General features: G+C 73.0%; 17 protein-coding genes. 12 read left to right on the top strand and 5 right to left on the bottom strand.

Going from position 1 to position 25,561, the window contains the following annotated elements:
* Positions 1-16: 16 nt before the first annotated feature.
* Positions 17-982 carry an ABC transporter substrate-binding protein gene (locus tag ACFXAZ_RS24735; RefSeq protein WP_384595232.1) on the bottom strand — a complete coding sequence of 322 codons (966 nt, stop codon included), beginning with the start codon at positions 980-982 and terminating at the stop codon, positions 17-19.
* A 610-nt stretch (positions 983-1,592) separates the two neighbouring features.
* Between ACFXAZ_RS24735 and ACFXAZ_RS24730 the strand changes: the two genes are divergently transcribed.
* From ACFXAZ_RS24730 to ACFXAZ_RS24715, 4 genes are all read left to right on the top strand, one after another.
* Positions 1,593-2,825, top strand: a complete 1,233-nt coding sequence (locus ACFXAZ_RS24730; protein WP_384595229.1) for an NADP-dependent malic enzyme — start codon at positions 1,593-1,595, stop codon at positions 2,823-2,825.
* Positions 2,826-3,117: 292 nt separating this feature from the next.
* Positions 3,118-4,083, top strand: a complete 966-nt coding sequence (locus ACFXAZ_RS24725; protein ID WP_384595226.1) for a zinc-binding dehydrogenase — start codon at positions 3,118-3,120, stop codon at positions 4,081-4,083.
* 121 nt (positions 4,084-4,204) lie between these two features.
* Positions 4,205-4,414 carry a helix-turn-helix domain-containing protein gene (locus ACFXAZ_RS24720; protein WP_382692900.1) on the top strand — a complete coding sequence of 70 codons (210 nt, stop codon included), beginning with the start codon at positions 4,205-4,207 and terminating at the stop codon, positions 4,412-4,414.
* On the top strand, positions 4,414-4,983 hold the full coding sequence (locus ACFXAZ_RS24715; RefSeq protein WP_384595319.1) for a Clp protease N-terminal domain-containing protein: 570 nt from the start codon (positions 4,414-4,416) through the stop codon (positions 4,981-4,983). The genes ACFXAZ_RS24720 and ACFXAZ_RS24715 overlap by 1 nt, the downstream gene beginning before the upstream one ends.
* A gap of 150 nt (positions 4,984-5,133) precedes the next feature.
* Here ACFXAZ_RS24715 and ACFXAZ_RS24710 read toward each other — a convergent pair whose 3' ends face one another.
* Positions 5,134-6,210: a helix-turn-helix transcriptional regulator gene (locus ACFXAZ_RS24710; RefSeq protein WP_384595222.1), complete on the bottom strand. Its 1,077-nt coding sequence runs from the start codon at positions 6,208-6,210 to the stop codon at positions 5,134-5,136.
* Between the two features lies 1 nt (position 6,211).
* Positions 6,212-7,363 (bottom strand): DUF4097 family beta strand repeat-containing protein, encoded by a 1,152-nt coding sequence (locus tag ACFXAZ_RS24705; RefSeq protein WP_384595219.1) that lies wholly within the window; start codon positions 7,361-7,363, stop codon positions 6,212-6,214.
* A gap of 365 nt (positions 7,364-7,728) precedes the next feature.
* Between ACFXAZ_RS24705 and ACFXAZ_RS24700 the strand changes: the two genes are divergently transcribed.
* Positions 7,729-8,577 carry a hypothetical protein gene (locus tag ACFXAZ_RS24700; RefSeq protein WP_384595216.1) on the top strand — a complete coding sequence of 283 codons (849 nt, stop codon included), beginning with the start codon at positions 7,729-7,731 and terminating at the stop codon, positions 8,575-8,577.
* 164 nt (positions 8,578-8,741) lie between these two features.
* On the opposite strand, the gene ACFXAZ_RS24695 is transcribed toward ACFXAZ_RS24700, so the two are convergent.
* Positions 8,742-8,921: a DUF6104 family protein gene (locus tag ACFXAZ_RS24695; RefSeq protein ID WP_366832645.1), complete on the bottom strand. Its 180-nt coding sequence runs from the start codon at positions 8,919-8,921 to the stop codon at positions 8,742-8,744.
* Between the two features lie 141 nt (positions 8,922-9,062).
* Between ACFXAZ_RS24695 and ACFXAZ_RS24690 the strand changes: the two genes are divergently transcribed.
* From ACFXAZ_RS24690 to fxsT, 7 genes are all read left to right on the top strand, one after another.
* Entirely contained in the window at positions 9,063-10,169 is a 1,107-nt protein-coding gene (locus tag ACFXAZ_RS24690; RefSeq protein WP_384595212.1) for a CU044_2847 family protein, read from the top strand.
* Positions 10,162-12,180: a trypsin-like peptidase domain-containing protein gene (locus ACFXAZ_RS24685; protein WP_384595209.1), complete on the top strand. Its 2,019-nt coding sequence runs from the start codon at positions 10,162-10,164 to the stop codon at positions 12,178-12,180. The genes ACFXAZ_RS24690 and ACFXAZ_RS24685 overlap by 8 nt, the downstream gene beginning before the upstream one ends.
* Positions 12,181-12,373: 193 nt before the next feature.
* Positions 12,374-13,522, top strand: a complete 1,149-nt coding sequence (locus ACFXAZ_RS24680) for an AAA family ATPase (RefSeq protein ID WP_384595206.1) — start codon at positions 12,374-12,376, stop codon at positions 13,520-13,522.
* 7 nt (positions 13,523-13,529) lie between these two features.
* A complete protein-coding gene (locus ACFXAZ_RS24675) occupies positions 13,530-16,805 on the top strand; it encodes an SAV_2336 N-terminal domain-related protein (protein ID WP_384595203.1) in 3,276 nt (1,091 codons plus the stop codon).
* A gap of 902 nt (positions 16,806-17,707) precedes the next feature.
* Entirely contained in the window at positions 17,708-17,929 is a 222-nt protein-coding gene (locus ACFXAZ_RS24670; RefSeq protein WP_384595200.1) for a hypothetical protein, read from the top strand.
* A complete protein-coding gene (locus ACFXAZ_RS24665; RefSeq protein ID WP_384595197.1) occupies positions 17,926-19,077 on the top strand; it encodes an FxsB family cyclophane-forming radical SAM/SPASM peptide maturase in 1,152 nt (383 codons plus the stop codon). The genes ACFXAZ_RS24670 and ACFXAZ_RS24665 overlap by 4 nt, the downstream gene beginning before the upstream one ends.
* Before the next feature lie 57 nt (positions 19,078-19,134).
* On the top strand, positions 19,135-22,113 hold the full coding sequence (fxsT, locus tag ACFXAZ_RS24660; RefSeq protein ID WP_384595194.1) for an FxSxx-COOH system tetratricopeptide repeat protein: 2,979 nt from the start codon (positions 19,135-19,137) through the stop codon (positions 22,111-22,113).
* A gap of 87 nt (positions 22,114-22,200) precedes the next feature.
* Here the strand turns inward: fxsT and ACFXAZ_RS24655 are convergent, their stop codons facing one another.
* On the bottom strand, positions 22,201-25,554 hold the full coding sequence (locus ACFXAZ_RS24655) for a multifunctional oxoglutarate decarboxylase/oxoglutarate dehydrogenase thiamine pyrophosphate-binding subunit/dihydrolipoyllysine-residue succinyltransferase subunit (protein WP_384595316.1): 3,354 nt from the start codon (positions 25,552-25,554) through the stop codon (positions 22,201-22,203).
* Positions 25,555-25,561 lie beyond the last annotated feature (7 nt).

The raw sequence follows: 25,561 nt of genomic DNA, 5'->3' as shown, positions 1-25,561 counted from the left end.
CCGCCCGCGCCCGCGGTCACTTGCCGCCGTTGATGGTGGCGGTGGTGACGGCGCCGTCGGTGACGCCCCACTTCTCCAGGATCTTCGCGTACTCGCCGTTGGCGATCACCGCGTCCAGGGCCGCCTTGAGCGCGTCGCGCAGCTCGGTGTCGTCCTTGGCGACCGCGATGCCGTACGGCGCCGCCTCGACCTGCTCGCCGACCAGCTGGAAGTCCTCGCCGTCGCCGGAGGTCTGCACGGCGTACGCGGCGACCGGGAAGTCGGAGGAACCGGCGTCGGCGCCGCCCGCGCGCAGCCGGGTCTGGGCCTGCTGGTCGTTGTCGAACGCCTCGATGGTGAGCTTCTGGTCCGCCGGGCACTTCTCGGCCTCGGCCTTGGCGAGGTCGTCGGAGACCGTGCCGCGCTGCACCACGATCGTCTTGCCGCACAGGTCGGACCAGGTCTTGATGCCTTGGTCGTCGCCCTTCTCGGTGTAGATCGAGACGCCCGCGGTGAAGTAGTCGACGAAGTCGACGCCCTCGCCGACCTTGTCGCCGGTGTCGGAGTCGATGCCTTCCTGGCGGTCCTTGGTGTCGGTCATCGCGGACATGGCGATGTCGTAGCGCTGGGAGCGCAGACCGGTGATCAGGGTGTCGAAGGTGCCGTTCTCGAATTCGAAGGTGACCCCGAGCTGCTTGCCCATCGCCGCGGCTATGTCCGGGTCGATGCCGACCGTCTTGCCCGCCTCGTCCTTGAATTCGACCGGCGCGTACGCGATGTCCGAGCCGACCTTGATGACGCCCGCGTCGCGGATCTCCTGGGGCAGCCGGTCGGCCAGCGGGGCCGCTGCCGTGGAGGGGGCGTCGGAGGTGTCCGAACCGCCGTCACTTCCCGTCTGGTCACCGCAGCCGGTGAGCAGCAGGGCGCCTGCGACCGCGATCGAGCCGACCGCGGCCAGCCGCGAGCGGGTGGCGGTCGTACGACGGATGGTGCTTGCGGTCATGGTGGATTCCTCCGGCGGGTGGAGAGAGTGGAGAGAGTTGCCGACGGGGCCGGATCAACACACGTCTTCGAGTGTCGCGACCCTGTGTGATGACGGCATCTTGCCATTCGGACGGAGGCGTGCAGGGGGGCAGTCATGTCAAAATCGGATAACGGGCCACCCCCGAACCGCACCACTCCGGTACATCACGGCCGGACCTTCTTCAGGAATCGACACTTCTGACCGGAAGATCTTCGGTCGGGTCTGTCGTGGGGGCGGTTGGTGCGGCCTGTTTGCCGACGAATGCGCGTTCGGCGAGGATTTCGTCTGCCCCTGTCGCGATATTTGCGATATTCGCGGATGTGTCGCCGTGCGGGTGCCGGGGTGCCGGCCGGTGGCCCGTGATCTTCGCGTGATGCGTGTGACCTTCGCGTTATGGACTCGTCCGCGACGCCGGTCGTCAGGTATGAAGGTTCTTTACACCCCTCATCCGGGGCACAGGGCGCGTGTGCGGCGTGCCCGTCGTGCACGCCCGTAGGCATCACAGCATCCACAGGTCGTGCACGGTCCCGCCCGCCTCTTGGACCAGAGGCGGCCACCCTCAACCTGAACATCTAAGGGGTCAGACAACGTGGCAGCGGAGATCGTCAATCCTCGCGGCGCCGGCACGGACATGGATCGCGAAGCCGGGGCGCCCCTCGGCTCGCTCGATTCCATCGATCCGGCGTTCGCGCTGCACCGCGGCGGCAAGATGGCCGTGCAGGCCACCGTGCCGGTGCGCGACAAGGACGACCTGTCCCTCGCATACACACCCGGCGTCGCGAAAGTGTGCAGCGCGATCGCCGAGCAGCCGGACCTGGTCAACGACTACACCTGGAAGTCCTCGGTCGTCGCCGTCGTCACCGACGGCACGGCCGTGCTCGGCCTCGGGGACATCGGTCCCGAGGCGTCCCTCCCGGTGATGGAGGGCAAGGCGATCCTGTTCAAGCAGTTCGGCGGTGTCGACGCGGTTCCGATCGCGCTGGCCTGCACGGACGTGGACGAGATCGTGGAGACCGTGGTGCGGCTCGCGCCGTCCTTCGGCGGCGTGAACCTGGAGGACATCTCGGCGCCGCGGTGCTTCGAGATCGAGCGCAAGCTCCAGGAGCGGCTCGACATCCCCGTCTTCCATGACGACCAGCACGGTACGGCGGTCGTGACGCTGGCGGCGCTGCGGAACGCTGCGCGGCTGAGCGGGAAGGCGCTCGGGGAACTGCGGGCGGTGATCTCCGGCGCCGGTGCGGCCGGGGTCGCCATCGCCAGGATCCTCATCGACGCCGGGATCGGGGACGTGGCGGTGACCGACCGCCGCGGTGTCGTCTCGGCCGACCGGGACGACCTCACGCCGGTCAAGCGGGAGCTTGCGTCCTTCACCAACAAGGGCGGCCTGAGCGGGTCGCTGGAGGGGGCGCTCGCGGGCGCCGACGTCTTCATCGGCGTCTCCGGCGGTACGGTGCCGGAGGCGGCGGTCGCCTCCATGGCGCCGGGCTCGTTCGTGTTCGCCATGGCCAACCCGGACCCCGAGGTGCACCCCGACGTCGCGCACAAGTACGCGGCGGTCGTCGCCACCGGGCGCTCCGACTTCCCGAACCAGATCAACAACGTGCTCGCCTTCCCCGGGATCTTCGCGGGGGCGCTCCAGGTGCGGGCCTCCCGGATCACGGAGGGGATGAAGCTGGCGGCGGCGGAGGCCCTCGCGGGGGTCGTCGGTGACGATCTGTCGGCGGCTTATGTGATCCCTTCTCCGTTCGATGAGCGGGTTGCTCCTGCGGTCACCTCGGCGGTGGCCGCGGCGGCTCGGGCGGATGGGGTTGCGCGACGGTAGCGGTGCGCTAGCGCTGGCTTGACCTGGTGTTTGGGGCCCCGTCCGGTTGGGCGGGGCCTTTTTCTTTGCCCACCCGCCCACCCGTGCGGGTTTGTTTGACGGGGGGCGTCGGCCCAGGGGGTGGGGGGTGACGGGGTGGTGGGGGTGGTGCGGGTGGGGGGTGGCTGGTCGCGCAGTTCCCCGCGCCCCTAGAAGCGTGGGCGTTGTTCCTCTGCCTGATTGTTGGCAAGGGGGGATGCGTCACAGGGTGTGCTTGTTCCTTGGGGTGGGTGGGCGACCTATCGTCGGCGGCATGTTCGCTGTCTACGCCGCCCGTATCGACCGTGACCGACCGCTCGACGGACTTGAACTGGGGGAGCGGCCCGCCCCCGAGGTCCCTCCCGGCTGGACCGTCGTCGATGTCAGGGCCGCCTCCCTCAACCATCACGACCTCTGGTCCCTGCGCGGCGTCGGTCTCCCGGAGGACCGGCTGCCGATGATCCTCGGCTGCGACGCGGCCGGGGTCGACCAGGACGGCAACGAGGTCGTCGTGCACTCCGTCATCGGCCAGACCGGGCACGGCGTCGGCCCCAAGGAGCCCCGCTCCATCCTCACCGAGCGCTACCAGGGCACCTTCGCCGAACAAGTCGCCGTACCGGCCTGGAACGTGCTCCCCAAGCCCCGGGAACTCTCCTTCGAGGAGGCCGCCTGTCTCCCCACCGCCTGGCTCACCGCCTACCGGATGCTCTTCACCAACGCCGGTGTACGGCCCGGTGACTCCGTCCTCGTCCAGGGCGCCGGAGGAGGGGTCGCCACCGCCGCCATCGTGCTCGGCAAGGCCGCCGGGCTGCGGATCTTCGCCACCAGCCGCGACGAGGCCAAGCGCAAGCGGGCCCTGGAGCTCGGTGCCGTCGAAGCGGTCGAGCCGGGGGCGCGGCTGTCGCAGCGCGTCGACGCCGTGATCGAGACCGTCGGCGCCGCCACCTGGTCGCACTCCATCAAGTCCCTGCGGCCCGGCGGCACCCTCGTCATCTCCGGTGCCACCAGCGGCGACCGGCCCTCGCACGCCGAACTCACCCGGGTGTTCTTCCTGGAGCTGAAGATCGTCGGTTCCACCATGGGCACCAAGGACGAGCTTGAGGACCTGCTCTCCTTCTGTGCCGCCACGGGGGTCCGGCCCGTCATCGATCAGGTGCTGCCGCTGGACCGGGCGCGGGAAGGGTTCGAGCGGATGGAGTCCGGCGGGCTGTTCGGGAAGATCGTGCTGGGGCATCGGTAATGCCGGTGGTTGGTTGATCGCAAAGGCGGGTGGGGGCTCGGATATGCGCCCGCCCGCCTTTCGTACGCCCTTCCTGTCAACTGTGGTTGACGTTCGAAGTGTGTCAATGTAGGTTGACATCATGACCGAAGCAACGGATCTCGCTCAACGCGCCGGTGACCGCGACCCGCGGGTCGGGTTGCGGGCCGTCGCCGCGCTGCGCCGGCTGCTGGAGCAGTTGGAGGCGGTGCAGGTGCGCAGTGCGCGCAATCAAGGGTGGTCGTGGCAGGAGATCGCCGCGGAACTCGGGGTCAGCAGGCAGGCCGTGCACAAGAAGTATGGGAGGCGATGATGTTCGAACGGTTCACCAAGGACGCCCGCGAGGTCGTCACGGGCGCGGTCGACGAGGCCGAGCGGTCGGGCTCCGGCACGGTCGAGACCGAGCATCTCCTGCTGGCCCTTGCCACCGGGCCCGGCGGCAAGGGTTCCTTCGCGCTCGCCGCCCTCGGACTCCGCGGCGGCGGCGACGCCATCAAGGCGGCCCTCACCGACGCCCGCCGCCGGGCCGGGCTGTCCAAGGCCGAGGCCGACGCCCTCGCCGGGCTCGGCATCGATGTCACCGAGATCGTCTCCCGTGTCGAGGAGGTGCACGGCGTCGGCGCGATGTCCGGTGACCGCCAGGACAAGAGCTGGTGGCGCGGCCACCGCTCCTTCAGTCGTGCCGCCAAGGACGTCCTTGAACAGTCCCTCCACATCGCCCTCGCCCGCCGCGAACGCGGGATCGGCGACGAGCACATCCTGCTCGCCCTGACGAGCGGGCGCGGTGTCGTCTCCGAGGTCCTCGCCGACCATGGGGTGACCTATGAGTCGGTGGTCCGGGTGCTCGGGGACGGGGGTGGGGGTGTGGCGAAGGCGGGGTGAGGGGTTCCCGACCCGAGGGGAGGCGGGTGAGGGGCTCCGGGGTGAGGGGCTCCGGGGTGGTTGGTGGCTTTCCATCGGGGGGTGCGTCAATGGGGGTGCATCAGGGGGAGTGGGGAGTGGGGAAGCCGACTCCCCCGAGCACCCTGCCCCCTACTCCTTCGGCTCCCGCAGCAGCGCCCCGATGTGGGCCGCCGCCGTTGACAGATGGCGGAGGGCGTCGCGGAGCTGGTCCCCGGTCACCCCGTGGTCGCGGGCCGTGTCGCGGATGTCGTCGCGGAAGCGGTCCAGCAGACGGTCGAGGTCGCGGGCCGGGTCGCCGGACGGTGACTCATGGGCCCAGGACGGCTCATAGTCGACGGGGATGTCCTCCGGCGCCTTCTCGTACGCCGGCTCGTACTCCGGCTCCGTACGCGAGGACGGCTTTCCGGTGCCCCGGCCGAAGCCGAAGTCGCGGCCCAGGTCCTTGCCGAAGTCCTTTCCGAAGTCCCCGAACTCCTTCGCCAGTTCCGTGATCCCCTCGCGGACGCCCGTCGGCCAGTCGCCCCGGGTGAAGTGGTCCTGGACCTGCTCCTGCACCCGGCGGGCGATGCGCTGGACCTCCTCCGACGCCTGCGCACGCGCCCGGTCCTGGGCCTCCTTGGCCTGGCGCCTGGCCCGCTGGGCCTCCTCGCGGGCCCGCCTGCTCTCGTCCTTGGCGCGTCGCGCCTGCTCCTTCCACTCCTGCTTGACGCGCCGCATCTCCTCCTTGGCCGCGCGCCACGCCTCCTTCTCCGCGAAGTCCCCGATGTGCTCCCCGAGATCGCCGGGTCCCGGACCGCCGTCGTCGCCGCCCGCTGTGCGCCGGGCCTCGCTCGCCGCCGCCTGCATCTCGCGGCGCAGATCCCCCGCCGCGCCGCGCACGTCGGCCCGGATCTCGGCGGCCAGCTCCACCACCGAATCCCGGATCTCCAGCTCCAGATCGGCGAGTTCACCACTGCGGTCGGCCAGTTCGGCGCGGCCCGCGTCCGTGATGGCGTACACCTTCCGGCCGCCCTCGGTGGTGTGGGTGACCAGGCCCTCGGCCTCCAGCTTGGCCAGTCGCGGATAGACCGTGCCCGCCGACGGCGCGTACAGCCCCTGGAACCGCTCCTCCAGGAGGCGGATCACCTCGTAGCCATGGCGCGGGGCCTCGTCGAGCAGCTTCAGCAGATAGAGGCGGAGCCGGCCATGTGCGAAGACGGGGGGCATGTCAGAGCACCTTCTTGTCAGTCGTGCCGTCCGTCGGACCGGCGCTGTCGCCGGTGTCCGGGCCGGAAGCGGCATTCTCCCTCGGACGGTCCCCCGATGTTTCCCCCGACGGCTGTTCCGATGTGGATTCCGGCGCGGATTCCGATGTGGCCGCCGGTGTGGATTCCGGTGTGGCTTCCGGTGTCCGGTCCGCCGTGGTTCCGGCGTCTGTGTTTGTCGCGTTCCCAGCGTTCCCAGCGTTCCCCGTGTTCTCCGTCCGCCGCGGCTCCGGCCGTTGTCGCTCCGGTGCCCGCGGTTCCTCCGGGACGATCACCGCGTCCTGCGGGTCCAGGTGCCACGGCTCCTCCTCCGCCGCCGGGCGGCGCAGCAGGGCGATGGAGCCGGAGACCGTCGTGGCCTTCAGCCGGCCGTTGCCCGCGCCGAGCCGTCCGGTGATCCGCTTGGCGCCCCACTGGCCGCCCACCCGCAGATCCTCGAAGGCGTTGGAGACATGGCCGCTCGCCGTGTTGGCCTCCACCTCGGCGTCGGCCGGGTGCGGGAGCCGGATGGCGATCTCGCCGGAGACGCTGGTGAGGTTGATGTCCGTCGGGCGGCCCGCCGGGTCCAGGTCGACGATCATCGAGCCGCTCACCGACTCCGCCTTCACCGACGAACCCGCCTCGACGACCGTGAGGTCCCCCGACACCGAGTTGAAGCGCAGGTCGCCGCTGAGCGCCTGGGCGTCCAGGCTTCCCGAGACCGTGTCGGCGCGCACCGGGCCCGCGAGGCCGACCAGCGTGGTGTCCCCGGAGATGCCCTTCACCTCGGCGCGGCCCTCGACCCCCGACAGCATGGCGTTGGCGCTCACCACGCCCACCTCGACGCGGGTGCGCACCGGCACCGCCAGGGAGACGACCGCGCTGCGCCGCCAGCCCTTGCGGTCGAGCCACTTCAGGAAGCCCTTCCAGGGCAGGTCCTCGTAAGCCACCGTGAGGGTGCCGTCCTGCTGGGTGACCATCAGGGGCGGGCCCTCGATCTCGGAGATCTCCAGGCGGGGGGAACTCTCGTCGGTCCCCACCACGTTCACCGTTCCGTTGACTATGCGTACCTGGAGCTCGCTCACGGGCTCGTCGAAGGTGAGCTTCCTCGGCTCCGCGACGGACCACTCGGACATGGTGCAGACCTCCCGACAGACAACAACCCGACAGACACAACACCCCGACCAGCAGCAGGCCGACCGGCACCGGCCCAACCGGCACCGGCCCGACCGGCCGACACGCGCCATATCGCGTCTTCCGAGAAACACGATATATCGCGGAACCGGAAAGTCAAGACAGTCGCGGATGTGCGCCGCCGAATGCACCCGTTCCGGTGACTGTGAGTAGCCGACGGTCGGTGACCGAGGGGGGCGGTCAGTAGTCGGCGCTCAGTGGTTAGTGGTCAGCTCAGTGGTTAGTGGTCAGAGGTAAGCGGTCGGTGGTCGGCCGTTGCGTCCCGTCGATCCCGCCTAATCGGACAAATTGCCCTAGCGTGTGAACCATGCCGTCGGATGACCTGACGCCGGGCCCACGCCCCGGCACCGCCGCCCCCGGCGCCCTGCTGCTCTGCCGCGCCCCGGCCGACTCCGTCGCCCCCGTGGCCCATCTCCTGCCCGAGCCGATGCTGCTCATCTCCGCGGGCGAGGAGTGGAGCGTGCTGGTCCCCGAAGGCAGGCCCTGGGCCGATGACGGCGAACCCGTCGACCGGGTGGCCACCGGCTGGGCCACCGCGCTGGGCGTCGGCGCCCCCTGGTCCGTACTCGCGCTCTGGTGGGACCGGGACCGCGCCGGTTACGCCCTCGCCTCCGGCTTCCGCCGGCCCGTCGGCTACGTCTGGCTCGCCGACGGCACCCCGGCCGGTGAGGACGAGGCCATGCGCACCTTCGCCGCGCGCCTGGGCCTGGACCCCGTACTGGACGCGCAGTCCCTCGACCGGCTGGCCGAGCCGGACCCCGCGGCCGACGCCCGCGCCCGGCTGCTCGGTCTGCTGGCGGTGCTCTCCCGCGTGGGCGTCGACCTCCCCGCCGGTCTCGCCCCCGGCACCGCCACCGCCGCCCTGCACGCGGCGCTCCGGGACCGGTCCGGCGTGCGGCGGATCGATCGCTCCACCCTGCGCGAGACGGCCCGTACGGAACTGGAGGCCATCGAGGACAGCCGCCTGGGCCCGTATCTGCCCTGGTCCGGCCGCCCCGAGGCCCGAATCCTCGCCCTCGCCCAGATCGCCGCCGGCCTCCCCCTCGCCGTCTGGGCCCTACGCCGCCGCAGCCCCGGCTGGCTCACCGCGGGCGCCCTTCTGCTGGCCCACGGCACGCTGGGCCTCGCGTACGACCTGACGCGGCCCCGCGACTGACGCCGTCCTCGCGACCGGCTCGGTCCGGCGACCGGCCCCGCCTCCGTGAGCGGCCCGCCCCACCCACATCACAGCGGGCGCCCCGATACGGACGCCCGCGACCGAAACACCCGGCACCTCCCGGCGCCGACCGACCCTCCCCTGCCCCCTGCTTCCCCGCTCGCCTACTCGTCCTCCTCGTCGTCCAACCGCGCCAGCCATGTCGCCAGCCGCTCCACGGGCACCTCGAAGTCCGGGTTGAGATCCACGAACGTACGCAACTGCTCGGCGAGCCACTCGAAGGTGAACTCCTCCTCGCCGCGCCGCTTCTCCAGTTCTTCGATGCCTCGGTCGGTGAAGTACATGCCTTCAGAATATGCGCCACTTGGCCGGTTACCGGTCTGCCTGCGCAACCGTGCGGAGGGCTAGCCTCGACGCAGTTCGAAAGCCCGTGGCCGGACGAGCGTCGGGCCGGGGCGAGCGGAGCCGCACAGGGCGGGGGAGCCATGGACGAAACGCTGCGCGAGATCACGCTGCCCGGAGGCCAGACGGTACTGGCCCGGGTCACACCGACGAGAGGACCGGCGAAACCCGGCGGATACGGGTCGGACGACCGCGACATCGGGGTGGGCCGCGCCGCCGTGGCCAAACTGGAACAGCTGGGCGAGCTGATCCAGGGCGTCGGCCAGTCGGTGCTGGACGCGGCGCGCTCGGCGCGGCCGGACGAGGCGACCATCACCTTCGGCGTGGAGATCGTGGCGAAGCCGGGCAAGGCCGTCGCCGTACTCGCGGACGGGGAGGCCAAGGCATCCCTCCAGGTCAGCCTGGTGTGGAAGCTCGACGAGCGCCGCGCGCGCTCCGCCGCCGCCCCTTCCACCGGGCCTTCCGCCGCCCCTTCGACGGGGCCTACCGCCGACCCTTCGACCGCGCCTTCGACCGGGCCTTCCGCCGAAGGCGCCGCCCCGTCCGCCGAGCCCTCCACCGGACCCGCCGCCCCGCACGCCTCCACCGGGCCCACCGCCGGACCCGGCACGGGGTCCCCTCTGGGGTTCGGTACGAGGTCCACCGACGCTTCCGGTACGAGGTCCACCGACGCTTCCGGTACCGGGTCCACCGGCGGATCCGGTACGGAGACCCTTCTCGGGTCCGGTACGGGGTCCATCTCCGGGCCAGCCACCGCAGGCGCCGCCGGACCAGTCACCGCATCCGGCACGGGAGCCACCGCCGAATCCGGTGCGGGATCCCCCGGGTCCGGCAGCTGGTCGATCGCCGGACCAGCCACCACGTCCGTCGCGGGACCAGGCGCCGGTTCCAGCGCCGGGCCGGCGACTGATTTCGGCACGGGGTCCCCCACCGGATCCGGTACTTGGTCCATCGCCGGGGCAGCGACAGCGTTCGCCGCCGGGTCGGCCACCAGGCCCAGCGGCGGGTCGGTAACAGCGTCCGCCGGGTCGGTCACCAGGCCCAGCGCCGGGACGGCAACCGCCTCCGCCGCCGGGCCGGCCACCGAATCCGGCCCCGGGTCCACCGCGAGGCCCGGCACCTGGGCCATCGCCGGACCAGCCACCGGATCCGCCCCCACCTCAACCTCCACCCCCTCCGCGGATGCCTGACAGGCAAGACCCCCGGCTCAGGACCCTCATCGAGAACGCCACGGTGCATTTCCACTCGGCGCGGCCCGGCGCCGATGAGATGTGGGGGAGCGGCTTCCTCGTCGCGCCGGGCTGGGTGCTGACCTGCGCGCATGTGCTGCTCGGCCGGGTGGGGGAGGCGGGCGGGGACGAGTTCCGGGTGCGGGGGCCCGGCCTGCACGACGGACGGCCCGTCGCCGCCCGGCTGGAGGCCTGTCTGTACGAGGGCGACATCGGGGCCGAGCCCGACGAATGGACCGTGCTGCCCGTCGAGCAGGATCTGGCGCTGGTCAGGCTCACCGACCCCGCCGTGCGCCACGAGTGCGTCTGGCTCAGCGACCGCTCCGACCATCCGCTGGGCGAGGACCGGACGGTGTACGGCTACCGGCCCGCCGAGGGCGGCGCCGCCTCCGCCTGGTACGGGCAGGCGACCGTCAGCTCCCAGGACGGGCCCTACGGGCTGCGGCTGGGCCCCAGCAACCTCTTCCCCGAAGGCGTCTCCGGCGGCCCCGTCCTGGATTCGGCCACCGGCGCGGTCGTCGCCGTCATCAAGAGCCGCCGCGCCGAGCAGACCGGCGGGCTGTCCCTCGCCGTGTCCCTGATGCGCCGCTTCGAGGACCACTACCCCCGGATCATGGCCGCGCACGACGTCTGGCACCACGGCCGGCGCAAGGAGATGCACAACTGGGTCAGCCGCCAGCTGGAACTGCCGGGCGGCGCCGCCGGGCGGGAGGGCGACGCCTGGTCCCCGGTCGACCGCCGGCAGGCGCTCGCGCTGCTCGCCGAGGTCGCGCCCCCCGACGCCCCGCACACCGTCACCCTGCTGGTCCGCCGGGCCCGCGGCGACGATCCCCCCGGCCGGCCCCATCTCCCCGTCACCTGGCGCGACGGCCACGGCCAGCTCTACGAGGGGGACCAGCCGCAGGGGGCGTACGTCTTCCTGCGCTATCTGCGGCTCGTGCAACTGTTCCTGGAGGCCCACGACCCCGCGCCCCACGACCCCGAGCCCTTCGACCCCGCGCCCGCCGACCCCGTGCCGGTGCGGCGGCTCGGCGACTGGATCGAGGAGCGGCTGGCCTGGGTGCCGCCCTCCCTGCACACCAACGTGCGCGACGCCACCCTGCCCGACGGGCTGCTCCCCGCCCGGACCGGGACCGTACCGCCGTACCCCGAGCGTCCCGTCGTCCTGCTGGAGCTGGAGCCGCTGGACGACGACGTCTCCCGGGTCTACTGGACACTGCGCGTGGACGACGGCGGCGAGGACAGCGACGTACCGCGCGACGGCGACACCACCGGACCCGGCGTCGAACTGATCCGGCTGCGGTCGGTGATCGCCCGCCCGCTCGCCGACGCCTTCAAGGCGGTCGACACGCCCGAGCTGCCCGCGCCCCTCGAAGTCGCCCTGGATCTACGGCACTTCGACACCCCCGTCCATGAATGGCAGATCTACGACTCCGCGCCCCTGTGGGACACCGCGCGCCAGCAACTGCTCGGTGTGCGCCGTTCTGTGGTGATTCGCGACATCGGGCGCCGGGGAGTTCCGGCCGAATCCTGGGAGCGGCGCTGGTACGGCATGCTCGCCGGCCGGCGGCTCACCGCGCGCAACACCGTCTTCGACGGCGGCGGGCCGCACGCCCGCCACTTCGACGACCTCGACCCGGGCGAGATCCCCGTGCAGTGCCGGCGGGCCGGGACCGGGGCCGGGCAGCATGCGATGCGCCGGGCGCTGGACGCCGGACACGGTGTCGCCCTGTGGCACCACGGTGAACACACGGGCCCGTCGTGCGGGCCCGGCTGCGACGAACTGCACCGCTCCACCCTCGGATTCCTCGCCGACGTGACGCACCCGGCTGAACTCCCCGAGCGGCTCCGCCGTATCAGAGAGCACATCAGCAAGGGCAACGGACGGCACTGGGCCGACAGCGTCGCCGTGCTCTACGACGACCCCCGGCGCCCGCTACCCGCGGAGGAAGGGGTGTTCGACGCCCCATGAAGCTCACCGGATTTCCCCTGGAGTGTTCCGTGCCGCACGCCGGTTTCCCGGCGGCACCGGGACGTCCCTGTCCGAAAATCTGTCGTGCGGGGGGTGTGGATGGGTACGTTTTCAGGGGCCCGTTGTGGGCGCCGCTCGCCCTCGTCGGCCGTGCCGTGCCGTTCCATCGAGCGTCGAGGACGAGGAGCGAACCATGAGCGAGTGGCCCGTCTACCGCGGTGAGGGCGTCCCGGCGCGCGAGCGGATCGAGTCGCTGCCGGAGCCCCCGCGCTGGCGCCGCTTCGACGGCGAACCCCTGGACGACGTCTACGAGGTGCCGCCCCTCGACAGCGCCTCCTCCCGGCGCCTGGGCGACCGCCCGCCGCTGCCGGTCCAGGAGCAGCGGGCCATCGACCTCATCAACGCGGCCCTCTTCCTGCGGCGCCCCCTGCTGGTCACCGGCGACCCCGGCGCGGGCAAGAGCACCCTGGCCCACGCCCTGGCCCATGAACTCGACCTCGGCCGGGTGCTGCAATGGCCCATCGTCAGCCGCACCGAACTGCGGTCCGGGCTGTACGAGTACGACGCCATCGGGCGCCTCCAGGACGCCCAGGCGCAGCCCGCCGCCTGGCCCGCCCGGCTCGCCCGGCCCACCGGGGCTGGTGGGACTGCCCGGGCCGGTGGGACCACCGGGGCTGCTGGGACCTCCGGCACGGCGGACACGGCACACGCGGGCGGCCCCACCACCCCCACCGAGCCCACGGACCCCACCCCCGAGCCCTCCGTCGCCCACTACGTGCGCCTCGGCCCCCTCGGCACCGCGCTGCTGCCCATGAAACGCCCCCGCGTGCTGCTCATCGACGAGCTGGACAAGAGCGACATCGACCTCCCCAACGACCTGCTGAACGTGATGGAGGAGGGCGAGTTCGTCATCCCCGCCCTGGAGCGCATCGCCGACCGGGCCGGGCAGCGGACCGTGCGGGTCCTCACCGACGACGGCCGGCGGGTGCCGGTCACCGGCGGGCGGGTGCGCTGTCACGCCTTCCCGGTGATCGTGATGACCAGCAACGGCGAGCGCGAGTTCCCGGCCCCGCTGATGCGCCGCTGCATCCACCTGCACCTCGACCCGCCGCGCGGCCAGCGCCTCGCCGCGATGGTGCAGGCCCACTTCGGCGACGGCGCCGACGCCGAGCACCAGGACCTGGTGGAGATGTTCACCGCCGACCGGGGCGGGGCGCCGCGCCCCACGGACCAGTTGCTCAACGCCATCTTCCTCACCCAGCGGGTCGCCCCGCCGGGCAGCCCGCGCCGCGCCGAACTCGCCCGGCTCCTGATGGGCTCCTTCGACGCCGGGCCGCGGTAACCGGGCCATGACCGTCGCCGCCTCCCTGGAGTCGCTCGCCCGCCGGCTGCACGAGGCCGGGCTCGCTCCGGACGCCGAGGAACTCGCGGACGCGCTCTGGCTCGCCCGCCACCTTCCCGGTACGGCGACCAGCGCCCCCTTGCCCGACACCCCCGCCGACCCCTCCGTACCCGCCCCGCCGGGGCCGTCCGGAGCCCCGCCCGCCACACCCCCCGAGGCGTCCCTCGCCGTCCCCGCCGGGCCCCCCGGCGCGGACCGCCGCCCACCGGACGGCCCGCCCCCCGCGGCGGCCCCCGGCGCCGGACCGGGCGCGCACTCGGCCGCAGCCGTCGTCTCCGCACGGGTGCCCACCGCCTCCGTACTGCCCGATCCGCTCGCCCTGCAACGCGCGTTGCGTCCCCTCGGCCGCTACCGGCCGCCCGGCCGGCCCCCCGGCGGGCCCGGCCACGGGCGGGTGGACGAGGAGGCCACCGCCGAGCGGGCCGCGGACACCGGGATCGTGATCCCCGTACCGTCCCCCGCGCGCCGCCGCGAGGCCCGGCTGCAACTCGTCATGGACGTCTCCTCCTCCACCGTCGTCTGGCGGGACACCCTCAGCGAACTGCGCCAGGTCTGCGAACGCGCCGGGGCCTTCAGCGAGGTCCGCGTCCACTATCTGCACGAGGGTGCGGGGCACGACGTACGGGTCAGCACCTCGCCCGACCCGGCCGCGCCCACCTCGGGCCCCGGCCTGCTGCGCGACCCCGGCGGACGCCGGCTCACCCTGGTGCTCAGCGACTGCGCCGGACCCCTGTGGCGCGGCGGCCGGATGCAGCGCCAATTACACGCCTGGGCCTCCTGCGCCCCGCTCGCCGTCCTCCAGCCGCTGCCCCAGCGCATGTGGCGCACCACCCATCTGCCCGCCTTCTCCGGCGAACTGCTGCGCCGCGAAGGCCCCGCCGCCGGACTGGAGTTCCGCTCCGAGCGGGCCGGGCCACGGCCCGCCGGCGCCCTGCCCGTCCCGGTGCTCGCGCTGCGCCCGGCCTCCCTGGGCAACTGGGTGCGCCTGGTCTGCGACGCCACCGCCCAGCGCCTGACCGCCTCCGCCGCCTGGGTCCGCCCCGACCACCCGCCGGCCACCCGGCGCCCGCGCGCCACCCACGACGTCGACGCCCGCACGCGGGTACGGGCCTTTCGCCGCACCGCCTCCCAGGACGCCCGACGGCTGGCCGAGTACCTCGCCACCGTGCCGCTCGCACTGCCCGTCATGCAGGTCGTGCAGCGCGCGATGCTGCCCGCCAGCGGCCCCGACGCGATGGCGGAGGTGCTGCTCGGCGGACTGCTGCGCCGCAGCGACGGCGTCACGGACGGCGGATACGAGTTCATCGGCGGCGTCCGCGAGGAACTGCTGAGGCATCTGCCGGGCGGCGAGGCCCAGTTGGTGCTGAAGCACAGCTCGCAGTACGTGGAGCGGCAGTACGGGCGCTCCGCGCGGAACTTCCCCGCGCTCGCCGCCGCCTACCTCTCCGGCGCCGCCGGAGCGCCGGGCGGCGCCGAGGACGGCACCGACGGTCAGTTGCTGCGCGCCTTCGCCCGGATCTCCTCCCAGGTCCTCGCCCGCTACGGCCGGGCCCCCACCGCGTCCCCCGGCACCGGCCCCGGCGAACTCGCCGCCCGCGCCCACGCCCTGCTCGGCCGGTACGCCGGGCAGGGCACCGCCCGCGACCTCGACGAGGGCATCGGGCTGCTGCGCCGGGCGCTGGACGCGGAGCGGCGCGCGGACGACCGGCGGGCCCTGCGCGGCCGGCTCGCCGAGGCGCTGCTGGCCCGCTGGCGGGCGGCGGGCGCGGCCGACAATCTGCGCGAGGCGTACGAGGCGCTGCCCGAGCCCTCCGAGAGTGACACCGCCGGGCTGCTCACGGAGGCGCAGATCCTGCTGCTGATCGCCGCCGACCTGGAGACCTCGGGGCGGGCCGCCGCCGGAGTCCCCGCCGGCCTCGCCCGTGACCTGGGGGAACCCGGCGCGGCCCCGGCACGCCTCGCCCTGCTGGCCTACGAACGAGTGCTGCGGCGGCTGGCGGACCTGCCGCCGGGCACGGAACCCGCGCTCGCCGACCGGGGCCTCGCCCTGCGGGCCGGCGCGGCGCTGTCGGCGGCCTCGCTGATCGCCCGGTACGGACGCGCGGCGCTCGGGCCGGACGAGGGTGATCCGCAGGAGCGGGCGGCCCGGTGGTTCACGGTCGCGGCGGGCCTGGCGACCCAGCACCGGCTGCACGACGAGCGGCCCGGCGCCCGGCTCTTCGAGGCCCGCGCCCTGCTCGCGCTGGCCCGGCACACCGACGCCCGCGCGGGCGACTCCGCCGAGCTGCGGGACCTCGCCTTCCGTACCGCCGAGGCCGCCGAGGCGGCCTTCCGCGACGCGCTGCCCCTGCTGGCCGCCGAGGGCACGGCGGCGCCCGAACTGGCCCGGGTCTGCCTGGACACCGCCGAGGCCCTCGAACTGACCGGGCCCGCCCGCACCGACCCCGGCGTCCGGCGCAGCGTCGTGGACGTCCTCCAGCAGGCACTCGACCACGCCGCCGGGGACGACACCCTGCGCTCGCTGTGCTTCGACCGGCTCGGCGGCGCCTATCTGACGACCCACGGGCTCACCCGCGCGCCCCAGGACCTGGAGTCCGCCGTCTGGTCCTGGTGGCAGGCCGCCGGAGCGCTCCCGCTCGACGACCCGGCCCGGCCCGCCCTGCTGCACCGCCTCGGACTGGCCCTGGGCACGGCCCGGGAGTGGAACGACGCCATACGGGTGCTGCGCATGGCCGTCGACGAGTCCCAGGCCCACGATCCCGAACTCCCCGGGCACCGCGTCGAACTGGGCGAGGCGCTGGTCCGGCGGTTCCGGGACCGGGGCGGGCTGTCCGACCTCCACGAGGCCGACTGGATACTCGGCACGGCCGCCCGCGAGAGCGACGACGGCCTCCTCGCCGCCCGCGCCTGGCGGCTGCGCGCCGACGCCGCCCGCCGCCTCGCCGAGCGCACCGGCGCCCGCTCCGACCTGGAGGACGTCCCCGAACACCTGCTGCGGGCCGCGGAACTCTACCGGGACCTGTCCCTCCCGGCGGCCGAGGCCCGGATACGCGTCGAACGCGCCACCGCCCTGACCCGGGCCGCCGCCCCCGCCCGAGCGGCAGCGGAGTACCGCACGGCCCTGCGCCTCTACAGGGCCGCGGGCCTGACGGACTCCCAGGAGGCGACCGACGCCCGCGACCTGCTGGACTCGGTGGAATGGGACGGCTGGGGTGTGGGGTGAGGGGGCTTCGGCGAGCGGGGTGGTGCCGGGCGCGTCGACCGTTGCCGGGGAGCGGGGCGAGTGCGGGGAGGGGCGTTGCCGGGCGGCGTACGCGGGTGGCGGGCCGACCGGCTCGCGGGCGCCGGTCGAGCACCGGGGCGGCGGCTGCGGTCGGCGTGCCCCGGACACGGAATCCAGCGGGTCGCCCAGGGCGCCAGGCGGCGGACGCGGCCGGGGTGGTCCGGGTCCGGCGTGTGGGATCCCGGAGGTGGGGCGTGACGGTCGGCGTCGGGGGAGTGCCGGTGGGGCCGGCTGCTGTGGGGCCGGGGTCGGGGTGCGGGTCTGCCCATGGCGGACGGGTGCGGTCGAGGTGGGCGCGGGTGCTGCCGGACTTCCCCGGGCGTCGCGCGGCGGAGACGCCCGGCGTGTGGGATCCCGGAGGTGGGGTGTGAAGGTCGGCGTCGGGGGAGTGCCGCTGGGGCCGGCCGCTGTGGGGGCCGGGGTCCAGGGCGGGAGTCGCCGGGCCGGGGCTCGGGTACGGGTCTGCCGCTGGTGGTCAGGACGGGTGCGGGTGTTGCGGGACTGCTCGGGGTGTTGGTCGGCGGGTGCGGCCGGGCCGCGATGGGCGCGGGTGTTGCCGGCCCACTCGGGGTGTTGGTCGGCGGGTGTAGCCGGGCCGAGACGGGCGCGGGTGTTGCCCGCCCACCCGGAGCGTTGGCCGGCGGGTACCGCCAGGCCCGGACGGGCGCGGGAGTTGCCGGAGCACCTGAGGCGTTGGGCGGACCGGGAAGCGGCGCGGACCCGGCGACCGCCGGTGACCGGGGCGTGGGATTGCGGAGGTGGGGTGTGAGGGCCGGGGTGGGTGCGGGCGGTCCGGTGATGGGCGGGGTCCGGGAGTTGGCCGGGGACGGCGGGGGTGTGGGATGACGGAGTCCGACGGGGGCCGGGACACCGCGCTGCCCGCTTTCGAGCGGCCGGTGGGCTGTGCGCATCCCGTCATCGCCGAGGTGCTGGCCGAACTGCGGGCGCGGGAGAACACGGGCGAGCCCGACTTCGCCTACTTCCGGGACTCGCCGGATCCGCCGCCTCCGCAGCCGCCGCCTCCGCAGCCGCAGCCGCCGCCGCGGCCCGGGGGGCGTTCGTGAGCGGGGACGGGTTCCGGCAGTTCGTGCTCAAGGTGCACAGCCGGTGCAATCTGGCCTGCACCTACTGCTACATCTACACCGGGCCCGACCAGAGCTGGCGGGAGCGGCCCGTAAGGGTGGGGGACGACGTCGTACGGCGTACCGCCGCGCGGATCGGTGAGCATGTGGCGGCGCACCGGATCCGGGCCGTGCGGGTCGATCTGCACGGCGGGGAGCCGCTGCTGACCGGGCCCGGACCGGTCGTCGGATACGCCGACGCCGTGCGGGACGCCGTGCCGGCGGGGACGGTCGTGACGGCCACCGTGCAGACCAACGGGACGCTGCTCACCCCCGGCGCCCTCGACCGGCTCGCCGACGCGGGGATCCACATCGGCCTCAGCCTCGATGGCGGCACCGCCGCCCTCAACGCGCGTCGCGTCGATCACGCGGGCCGCTCGTCCTGGGCCGCCGCACAGCGCGCCGCGCTGCTGCTCGCCGGGCGGCGGCCGGACGCGTACGCCGGGATCCTGTGCACCGTCGACCCGGCCACCGACCCGGCGGAGGTGTACCGCACGCTGTGCGGTCTCGGGCCGCCCTCGCTGGACTTCCTGCTGCCGCACCTCCACTGGGGCAGCCGCCCGCCCGGCCGGCACCGGCCCGCCCCGGCCCCGTACGGCGAGTGGCTGGCCGCCGTCTTCGACCTGTGGTGGGACGACCCGGGCCAAGCGCGTCCCCGGGTGCGGCTGTTCAGCGAGATCGTGGCGCTGCTGCTCGGCGGCGCCTCGCGGACCGACGCGATCGGACTGTCCCCGATCACCGCCGTCGTCGTCGAGACGGACGGCACCCTCGAACGCGTCGACTCCCTCAAGGCGGCCTTCGAGGGCGCCCCCGTCACCGGCCTCGACGTCTTCCGGCACTCCTTCGACGAGGCCCTGCGCCACCCCCGGATCGCCGCCCTGCGCGCCGGACTCGACGCCCTCGGCGACGTCTGCCGCAGCTGCCCCGTGGTGCGGGTCTGCGGCGGCGGCACCTACGCCCACCGCTACGCCCCTCCCACCGGCCACTTCCGCCACCCGAGTGTGCACTGTGCCGACCTGGAGCACATCATCCGGCACGCGGCGCGCAGGATCGGCGAGCAGCTCTCCGTATCGTCAACCAGTCTGGTCTAACGTGGAGTTGACTCAGCGCGGCGCGGCGCTCGGCCACGCCGGAAGGAGACCCTCCGCATGTCCTCTCCGTCCCCACAGCGTGTCACGGTCGTCTACGCGGGACAGTCCTGGTCCTGGGCGACGTGGATCGAGCACCGGCTGGCGCACGCCCACGTGGTGGCGGAGTCGGTGCGCTGGGACCCCCTGCGCACGGCACCCGCACCCGAGCGGCTGACCGAGCTGCTGGAGAAACCCGGCCTGGTCCTGCTCCTCATCGACGACTGGTTCCTCCGCTTCGACGACACCCGCCGACTGGCCTGGGCCTCCGTACTGGACCGGGTGATGCCTGCCTACGGCCCCCGGATCACCGCCGCCTCCCTGACCGCCACCAGCTTCCCGGAGGCCGCCGAGCGGCTCGGCCGCGTGGTCCAGCTGCGCGGCCTGGACGCCGACCGCGCCGCCGCCGTACTGCTCGAAGCACTGGGCGTCACCCCGCCCACCGGCGGCCCCGTCACCCTCGACCGGATGCGCGGCCCCCGCTTCCCCGACGACGCCCCCGCCTTCCACAACGCCCCCCGCCACCTGCGCGACTTCACGGGCCGTGAACGCGTCCTGGAGACCATGCACCGCGCGTTCACCGAGGGCGGCGAGGGCACCCGTATCGCCCTGCGCGGCCCCGGCGGCATCGGCAAGACCCAGACGGCCACCGAGTACGTGCACCGCTACAAGGGCGAGTACGACATCGTCTGGTGGGTCCGCGCCACCGTACGGACCCGCGCCCGCGACGACTTCGCGCGCCTCGCCGACCGGCTGGGCGTCGAGGCGGACACCGGGGACGCGCTGCCCCGCCGGATCGAGGCCGCCAAACGCGCCCTGGGCGAACGCACCCGCTGGCTGGTCGTCCTCGACGGCGCCGACGACCCCAAGGACGTGGAGACCCTGCTCCCCGACGCGTCCACCGGGCACATCCTGGTCACCACGCTGCGCAGACAGTGGCACCGCTGGGTGGACCAGGAGATCGAGGTGCCGCCCTTCGAGCGCGAGGAGTCGGTCGACTTCGCCTGCCGGCGCAGCGCCCGGCTCAGCCCCGGACAGGCCGACCGGCTGGCCGCCGTCGTCGAGGACTCCCCGCTGCTGATGGACCAGACCGCCGCCTGGGTGGAGCTGAACCCCACCGCCGACATCGAGAACTACATCACCACCCTGCGCGACGGCGACCCGCACGCCGTGCCCGTGGTCTCCTCCGACGAGTACCGCAAGGAGTTCCGCGCCGCCTGGGCACAGACCGTCAACTCCCTGCGCGACCGCCACCCCAACGCCTACGACCTGCTCTCCCTGTTCGCCTTCTTCTCCCCCGACGTGATCCCGCTCGGCCTGGTGCAGTCGGCCCGCCCCGGCGATCTGCCCGGCCACCTCGTCTCCCTGGTCACCGAGCCCAGCAGCTGGAACACCGCCCTGCGGGTGCTGTCCGAGGCCGCCTCGATGAGCCTGGAGTACGAGCAGGGCCCGATGGACACCCAGACCGTCGGCACCCTGCGCATGCACCGCCTCTTCCACCGCTTCGCCCGCAACCACCTGGGCCCGGAGGAGGCCCGGCAGGCCGCCGAGACCGCCCGCCGGGTCCTGGTCGCCGCCGACCCGCGCCGCCCCGGCGACCGTCTGCACTGGCCGCGCTACGCCGAGGTGATCCCGCATCTGGAACCCACCGGCGCGCTCGACTCCACCGACCTCGACGTCCGCGTGCTCGTCCTGAACTGCATCGAATACCTGCGGGTGCGCGGCGAGTACGAGGAGGGCCGCCGGCTCAGCGAGGCCGCCGTCAGATCCTGGACCACCGCCTCCGGCCCCACCGACCCCTCGGTGCTCAGGGCCGTCCACCAGCTCGCCAACATGGAGCGCCGCCTCGGCCGGTACACCGAGGCCGAACGCACCGGCCGGGCCGTCCTGGAACGGATCGTCGCCAGCCCCGACCACAGCCCCGTCCAGGAACTGCGCGCCAAGAACGGCCTCGGCGGCACCCTGATGACCCTGGGCCGCTACGAACAGGCCCGGGCCCTGTACGAGGAGGCCCTGGAACAGGCCACCACCGTCCTCGGCGACCGCGAGGTGCCGCGCACCCTCGACATCCGCAGCAACCTCGCCATCGCGCTCCGCCTGCTGGGCCGCTACGAGGAGTCCCTGGTCCTGCACCGGGAGGTGCTGGAGGCATGGATCGCGCTGAGCGGCGGACGCGACCCGGCGACCCTCGACGCCGCCCTCGGCACCGCCTGGACCCTGCGCCTGCTCGGCCGCTACGGCGAGGCCCTCGACATCCAGGAGCTGAACTTCCGCCGCCGCACCGAGGTCTACGGCCGCAACCACGGCCAGACCCTGCTGGCCCAGCACAACCTCGCGCTGTGCCTGCGCCGCGAGGGCGCGACCCTGCGGTCCCGGTCGCTGATGCGCGAGGCCCACGAGCGGATGCTGCGCCGGCACGGCCCCGACCACCCGGAGATCCTGATGCTGGGCTCCGACTACGCCATGCTGCTGCGCGAGATCGGCGAGCTGGAGGAGGCCCGCGACCTCATCGAGACGACCCACGCGAGCTATGTCGCCCTGCTCGGCGCCGGCCATCCGTACGTGGTGGGGACGCTGGACAACTGCGCCCTCGTCCAGGGCGACCAGGGCGAGTACGGGGCCGCCCTGATCCGGGCGGAACGGGCCCGGGCCGGGATGGAGCGGGCGCTGAGCACCTCCCACGTCTGGTCCATCGGCTGTGCCATGAACCACGCCACCGCGCTGTCGCACACCGGGGAGCTGGAGCGGGCGGTGGCCCTGAGCCAGGACGCCCTGGCCCGTGCCCGTACGGTGGTCGGCCCCGCCCATGTCCTTACCCTCAACCTCGCGGCCGGACTGGCCCAGGACCTCGACACCGCCGGGGAGCGGGCACAGGCCGAGGCCGTGCGCGAGCAGGCGGTACAGGGGCTGACGGAGACCTACTTCGCGGAGCACAGCCAGGTGCGGCACATGCTCGCCGGGCGGCGCCCGTACTGGGACTTCGAGCCGCAGGTGATCTGAGCCGCCCCCCCGGCCCAGCCGAAGGGCCCGGCCCCGGAGATCTCCCTCCGGGGCCGGGCCCTGTCGCTCGGTACTTCTACGCGTGGCTCACGCCTCGAACACCTCGCGCACCAGCTGCTCCTGCTCGGCCTGGTGGCGCTTGGCGGAGCCGACCGCCGGGGACGAGCCGTGCGGGCGCGAGATGCGCCGCAGCCGCTCGTCGTGCGGGACATCGGCGCCGACCGCCAGGTCCAGGTGGTCGATCAGGTTGAGCGCGATGAACGGCCACGCCCCCTGGTTCGCCGGCTCCTCCTGGGCCCACAGGTACTTCTCGGCGTTGGGGTACTTCTTGATCTCCGCCTGGAGTTCCGCACCCGGCAGCGGGTACAGGCGCTCGATGCGGATGATCGCCGTGTCGCTCACGCCCCGCTTGCGGCGCTCGGCGTCCAGGTCGTAGAAGAACTTGCCCGCGCAGAAGACGACCTTCTTCACGGCCGCCGGATCGACACGGTCGTCGCCGATGACCGGGCGGAAGGCGCCGGTGGTGAACTCCTCCGCCTTCGACGCCGCCGCCTTCAGCCGGAGCATCGACTTCGGGGTGAAGACGACCAGCGGCTTGTGGTGCGGGTTGTGCGACTGCCAGCGCAGCAGATGGAAGTAGTTCGACGGGAGCGTGGGCATCGCGACCGTCATGTTGTTCTGCGCGCACAGCTGGAGGAACCGCTCCGGGCGGGCCGAGGAGTGGTCGGGGCCCTGGCCCTCGTAGCCGTGCGGCAGCAGCAGGACGACACCGCTGGTCTGCGCCCACTTCTGCTCGGCCGACGAGATGAACTCGTCCACGACCGTCTGCGCGCCGTTGACGAAGTCGCCGAACTGCGCCTCCCACATCACCAGCGCGTCCGGGCGGGCCAGCGAGTAGCCGTACTCGAAGCCCATGGCCGCGTACTCGGAGAGCAGCGAGTTGTAGACGTTCAGCCGCGCCTGGTCCTCGGAGAGGTACTGGAGCGGGGTGTGCTCGGCGCCCGTCTCACGGTCGATGATCACCGCGTGGCGCTGGCCGAACGTACCGCGCTGGGAGTCCTGGCCGGCCAGCCGCACCGGCACACCGTCCAGGAGCAGCGAGCCGATGGCGAGGGTCTCGCCCATGCCCCAGTCGATGGTGCCGTCCTCGACCATCGCCGCCCGGCGCTGGAGCTGCGGCAGCAGCCGCGGGTGGACGGTGATGTGGTCGGGGATGTTGACCTGCGACTCGGCGATCCGCTTGACGATCTCGGCGGAGACGGCCGTGGACACCTGGACCGGGAACTCGGCCTGCGGGTCCGGCGTCTGCACCTGCGTCGGCTGCGAGGTGGCCTCGCGGACCTCGGTGAAGACCTTCTCCAGCTGGCCCTGGTAGTCCTGGAGCGCCTGCTCGGCCTCTTCCAGGGTGATGTCGCCGCGACCGATCAGGGACTCGGTGTAGAGCTTGCGCACCGAGCGCTTCTTGTCGATCAGGTCGTACATCAGCGGCTGGGTGAAGGCCGGGTTGTCCGACTCGTTGTGCCCGCGGCGGCGGTAGCAGATGAGGTCGATCACCACGTCCTTGTTGAACGCCTGGCGGAACTCGAAGGCCAGCCGGGCGACCCGGACGACGGCCTCGGGGTCGTCGCCGTTGACGTGGAAGATCGGCGCCTCGATCATCCGGGCCACGTCCGTCGCGTACATCGACGAGCGGGAGGACTCGGGGGCGGCGGTGAAACCGACCTGGTTGTTGATGACGACGTGGACCGTGCCGCCGGTGCGGTAGCCGCGCAGCTGCGACATGTTGAGGGTCTCGGCCACCACGCCCTGGCCCGCGAAGGCCGCGTCGCCGTGGATCGCCACCGGCAGGACCGTGAAGTCCGTACCGCCCTTGTTGATGATGTCCTGCTTGGCGCGGGCGATGCCCTCCAGGATCGGGTCGACCGCCTCCAGGTGCGAGGGGTTGGCGGCCAGCGAGACCTTGATCTGCTCGCCGTCCAGGCCCGTGAAGGTGCCCTCGGCGCCCAGGTGGTACTTCACATCGCCGGAGCCGTGCATCGACTTCGGGTCGAGGTTGCCCTCGAACTCACGGAAGATCTGCGCGTACGACTTGCCGACGATGTTGGCGAGCACATTGAGCCGGCCGCGGTGGGCCATGCCGATGACGACCTCGTCCAGGCGCGACTCGGCGGCCGAGTCGAGGACCGCGTCGAGCAGCGGGATGACGGACTCGCCGCCCTCCAGGGAGAACCGCTTCTGCCCGACGTACTTCGTCTGGAGGAAGGTCTCGAAGGCTTCCGCCGCGTTGAGCCGGCGCAGGATGCGCAGCTGCTCCTCGCGCTCCGGCTTGCTGTGGCCGCGCTCGACCCGGTCCTGGATCCACTTGCGCTGCTTGGGGTCCTGGATGTGCATGAACTCGATGCCGGTGGTGCGGCAGTACGAGTCGCGCAGCACGCCGAGGATCTCGCGCAGCTTCATCAGGGACTTGCCCGAGAAGCCGCCGACGGCGAACTCGCGCTCCAGGTCCCACAGGGTCAGCCCGTGCTCGGTGATGTCGAGGTCGGGGTGCTTGCGCTGGCGGTACTCCAGCGGGTCGGTGTCGGCCATGACGTGGCCGCGCACCCGGTAGGAGTGGATCAGCTCGAAGACCCGGGCGGCCTTGGTGACGTCGTCGTCGTGGCTGGCGTCGATGTCCTTGAGCCAGCGGACCGGCTCGTAGGGGATGCGCAGCGCCTCGAAGATCTCGTCGTAGAAGCCGCTGTCGCCGAGGAGCAGATTCGCGACGATCCGCAGGAACTCGCCGGACGCGGCGCCCTGGATCACCCGGTGGTCGTAGGTCGACGTGAGCGTCATGACCTTCGAGATGCCGAGCTTGTTCAGGGTGTCCTGGGAGGTGCCCTGGAACTCCGCCGGGTAGTCCATGGAGCCGACGCCCAGGATGACCGACTGGTTCGGCATCAGCCGGGGCACCGAGTGGACCGTGCCGAGGCCGCCGGGGTTGGTCAGCGAGACGGTGACGCCGGTGAAGTCGTCCATCGTCAGCTTGTTGTCGCGGGCGCGGCGGACGATGTCCTCGTAGGCCTGCCAGAACTCGAAGAAGTTCAGCGACTCGGCCTTCTTGATCGCCGCGACGACCAGCTGGCGGTCGCCGTTCGGCTTGACCAGGTCGATGGCGAGACCGAGGTTGATGTGCACCGGCTTGACCAGGGTCGGCTTGCCGTCCTTGATCTGGTACGACCAGTTCATCGCCGGCATGGCCTTGATGGCCTGCACCATCGCGAACCCGATGAGGTGCGTGAAGGAGATCTTCCCGCCGCGGGCGCGCTTGAGGTGGTTGTTGATGACGATGCGGTTGTCGAACAGCAGCTTCACCGGGACCGCGCGGACCGAGGTGGCCGTCGGCACCTCCAGCGAGCCGTCCATGTGCATCACGACGGCCCCGGCCCGACCCCCCAGCGTCACCAGCTGG

This window comes from Streptomyces sp. NPDC059477 (genome assembly GCF_042749375.1).
In the GTDB taxonomy this organism is placed as follows: domain Bacteria; phylum Actinomycetota; class Actinomycetes; order Streptomycetales; family Streptomycetaceae; genus Streptomyces.
The sequence above is the reverse complement of the archived record's forward strand: the minus strand, read 5'-3'. Positions and strand labels throughout refer to the sequence as shown.

Bases quoted from the DNA above. Each gene is read 5' to 3' on its own strand.
- ACFXAZ_RS24735 (WP_384595232.1), bottom strand. From the start codon at position 982: ATGACCGCAAGCACCATCCGTCGTACGACCGCCACCCGCTCGCGGCTG.
- ACFXAZ_RS24705 (WP_384595219.1), bottom strand. From the start codon at position 7,363: ATGTCCGAGTGGTCCGTCGCGGAGCCGAGGAAGCTCACCTTCGACGAG.
- ACFXAZ_RS24670 (WP_384595200.1), top strand. From the start codon at position 17,708: ATGACGGAGTCCGACGGGGGCCGGGACACCGCGCTGCCCGCTTTCGAG.
- ACFXAZ_RS24690 (WP_384595212.1), top strand. From the start codon at position 9,063: ATGGACGAAACGCTGCGCGAGATCACGCTGCCCGGAGGCCAGACGGTA.
- ACFXAZ_RS24720 (WP_382692900.1), top strand. From the start codon at position 4,205: ATGACCGAAGCAACGGATCTCGCTCAACGCGCCGGTGACCGCGACCCG.
- ACFXAZ_RS24715 (WP_384595319.1), top strand. From the start codon at position 4,414: ATGTTCGAACGGTTCACCAAGGACGCCCGCGAGGTCGTCACGGGCGCG.
- fxsT (WP_384595194.1), top strand. From the start codon at position 19,135: ATGTCCTCTCCGTCCCCACAGCGTGTCACGGTCGTCTACGCGGGACAG.
- ACFXAZ_RS24725 (WP_384595226.1), top strand. From the start codon at position 3,118: ATGTTCGCTGTCTACGCCGCCCGTATCGACCGTGACCGACCGCTCGAC.
- ACFXAZ_RS24700 (WP_384595216.1), top strand. From the start codon at position 7,729: ATGCCGTCGGATGACCTGACGCCGGGCCCACGCCCCGGCACCGCCGCC.
- ACFXAZ_RS24695 (WP_366832645.1), bottom strand. From the start codon at position 8,921: ATGTACTTCACCGACCGAGGCATCGAAGAACTGGAGAAGCGGCGCGGC.
- ACFXAZ_RS24680 (WP_384595206.1), top strand. From the start codon at position 12,374: ATGAGCGAGTGGCCCGTCTACCGCGGTGAGGGCGTCCCGGCGCGCGAG.
- ACFXAZ_RS24675 (WP_384595203.1), top strand. From the start codon at position 13,530: ATGACCGTCGCCGCCTCCCTGGAGTCGCTCGCCCGCCGGCTGCACGAG.
- ACFXAZ_RS24685 (WP_384595209.1), top strand. From the start codon at position 10,162: ATGCCTGACAGGCAAGACCCCCGGCTCAGGACCCTCATCGAGAACGCC.
- ACFXAZ_RS24710 (WP_384595222.1), bottom strand. From the start codon at position 6,210: ATGCCCCCCGTCTTCGCACATGGCCGGCTCCGCCTCTATCTGCTGAAG.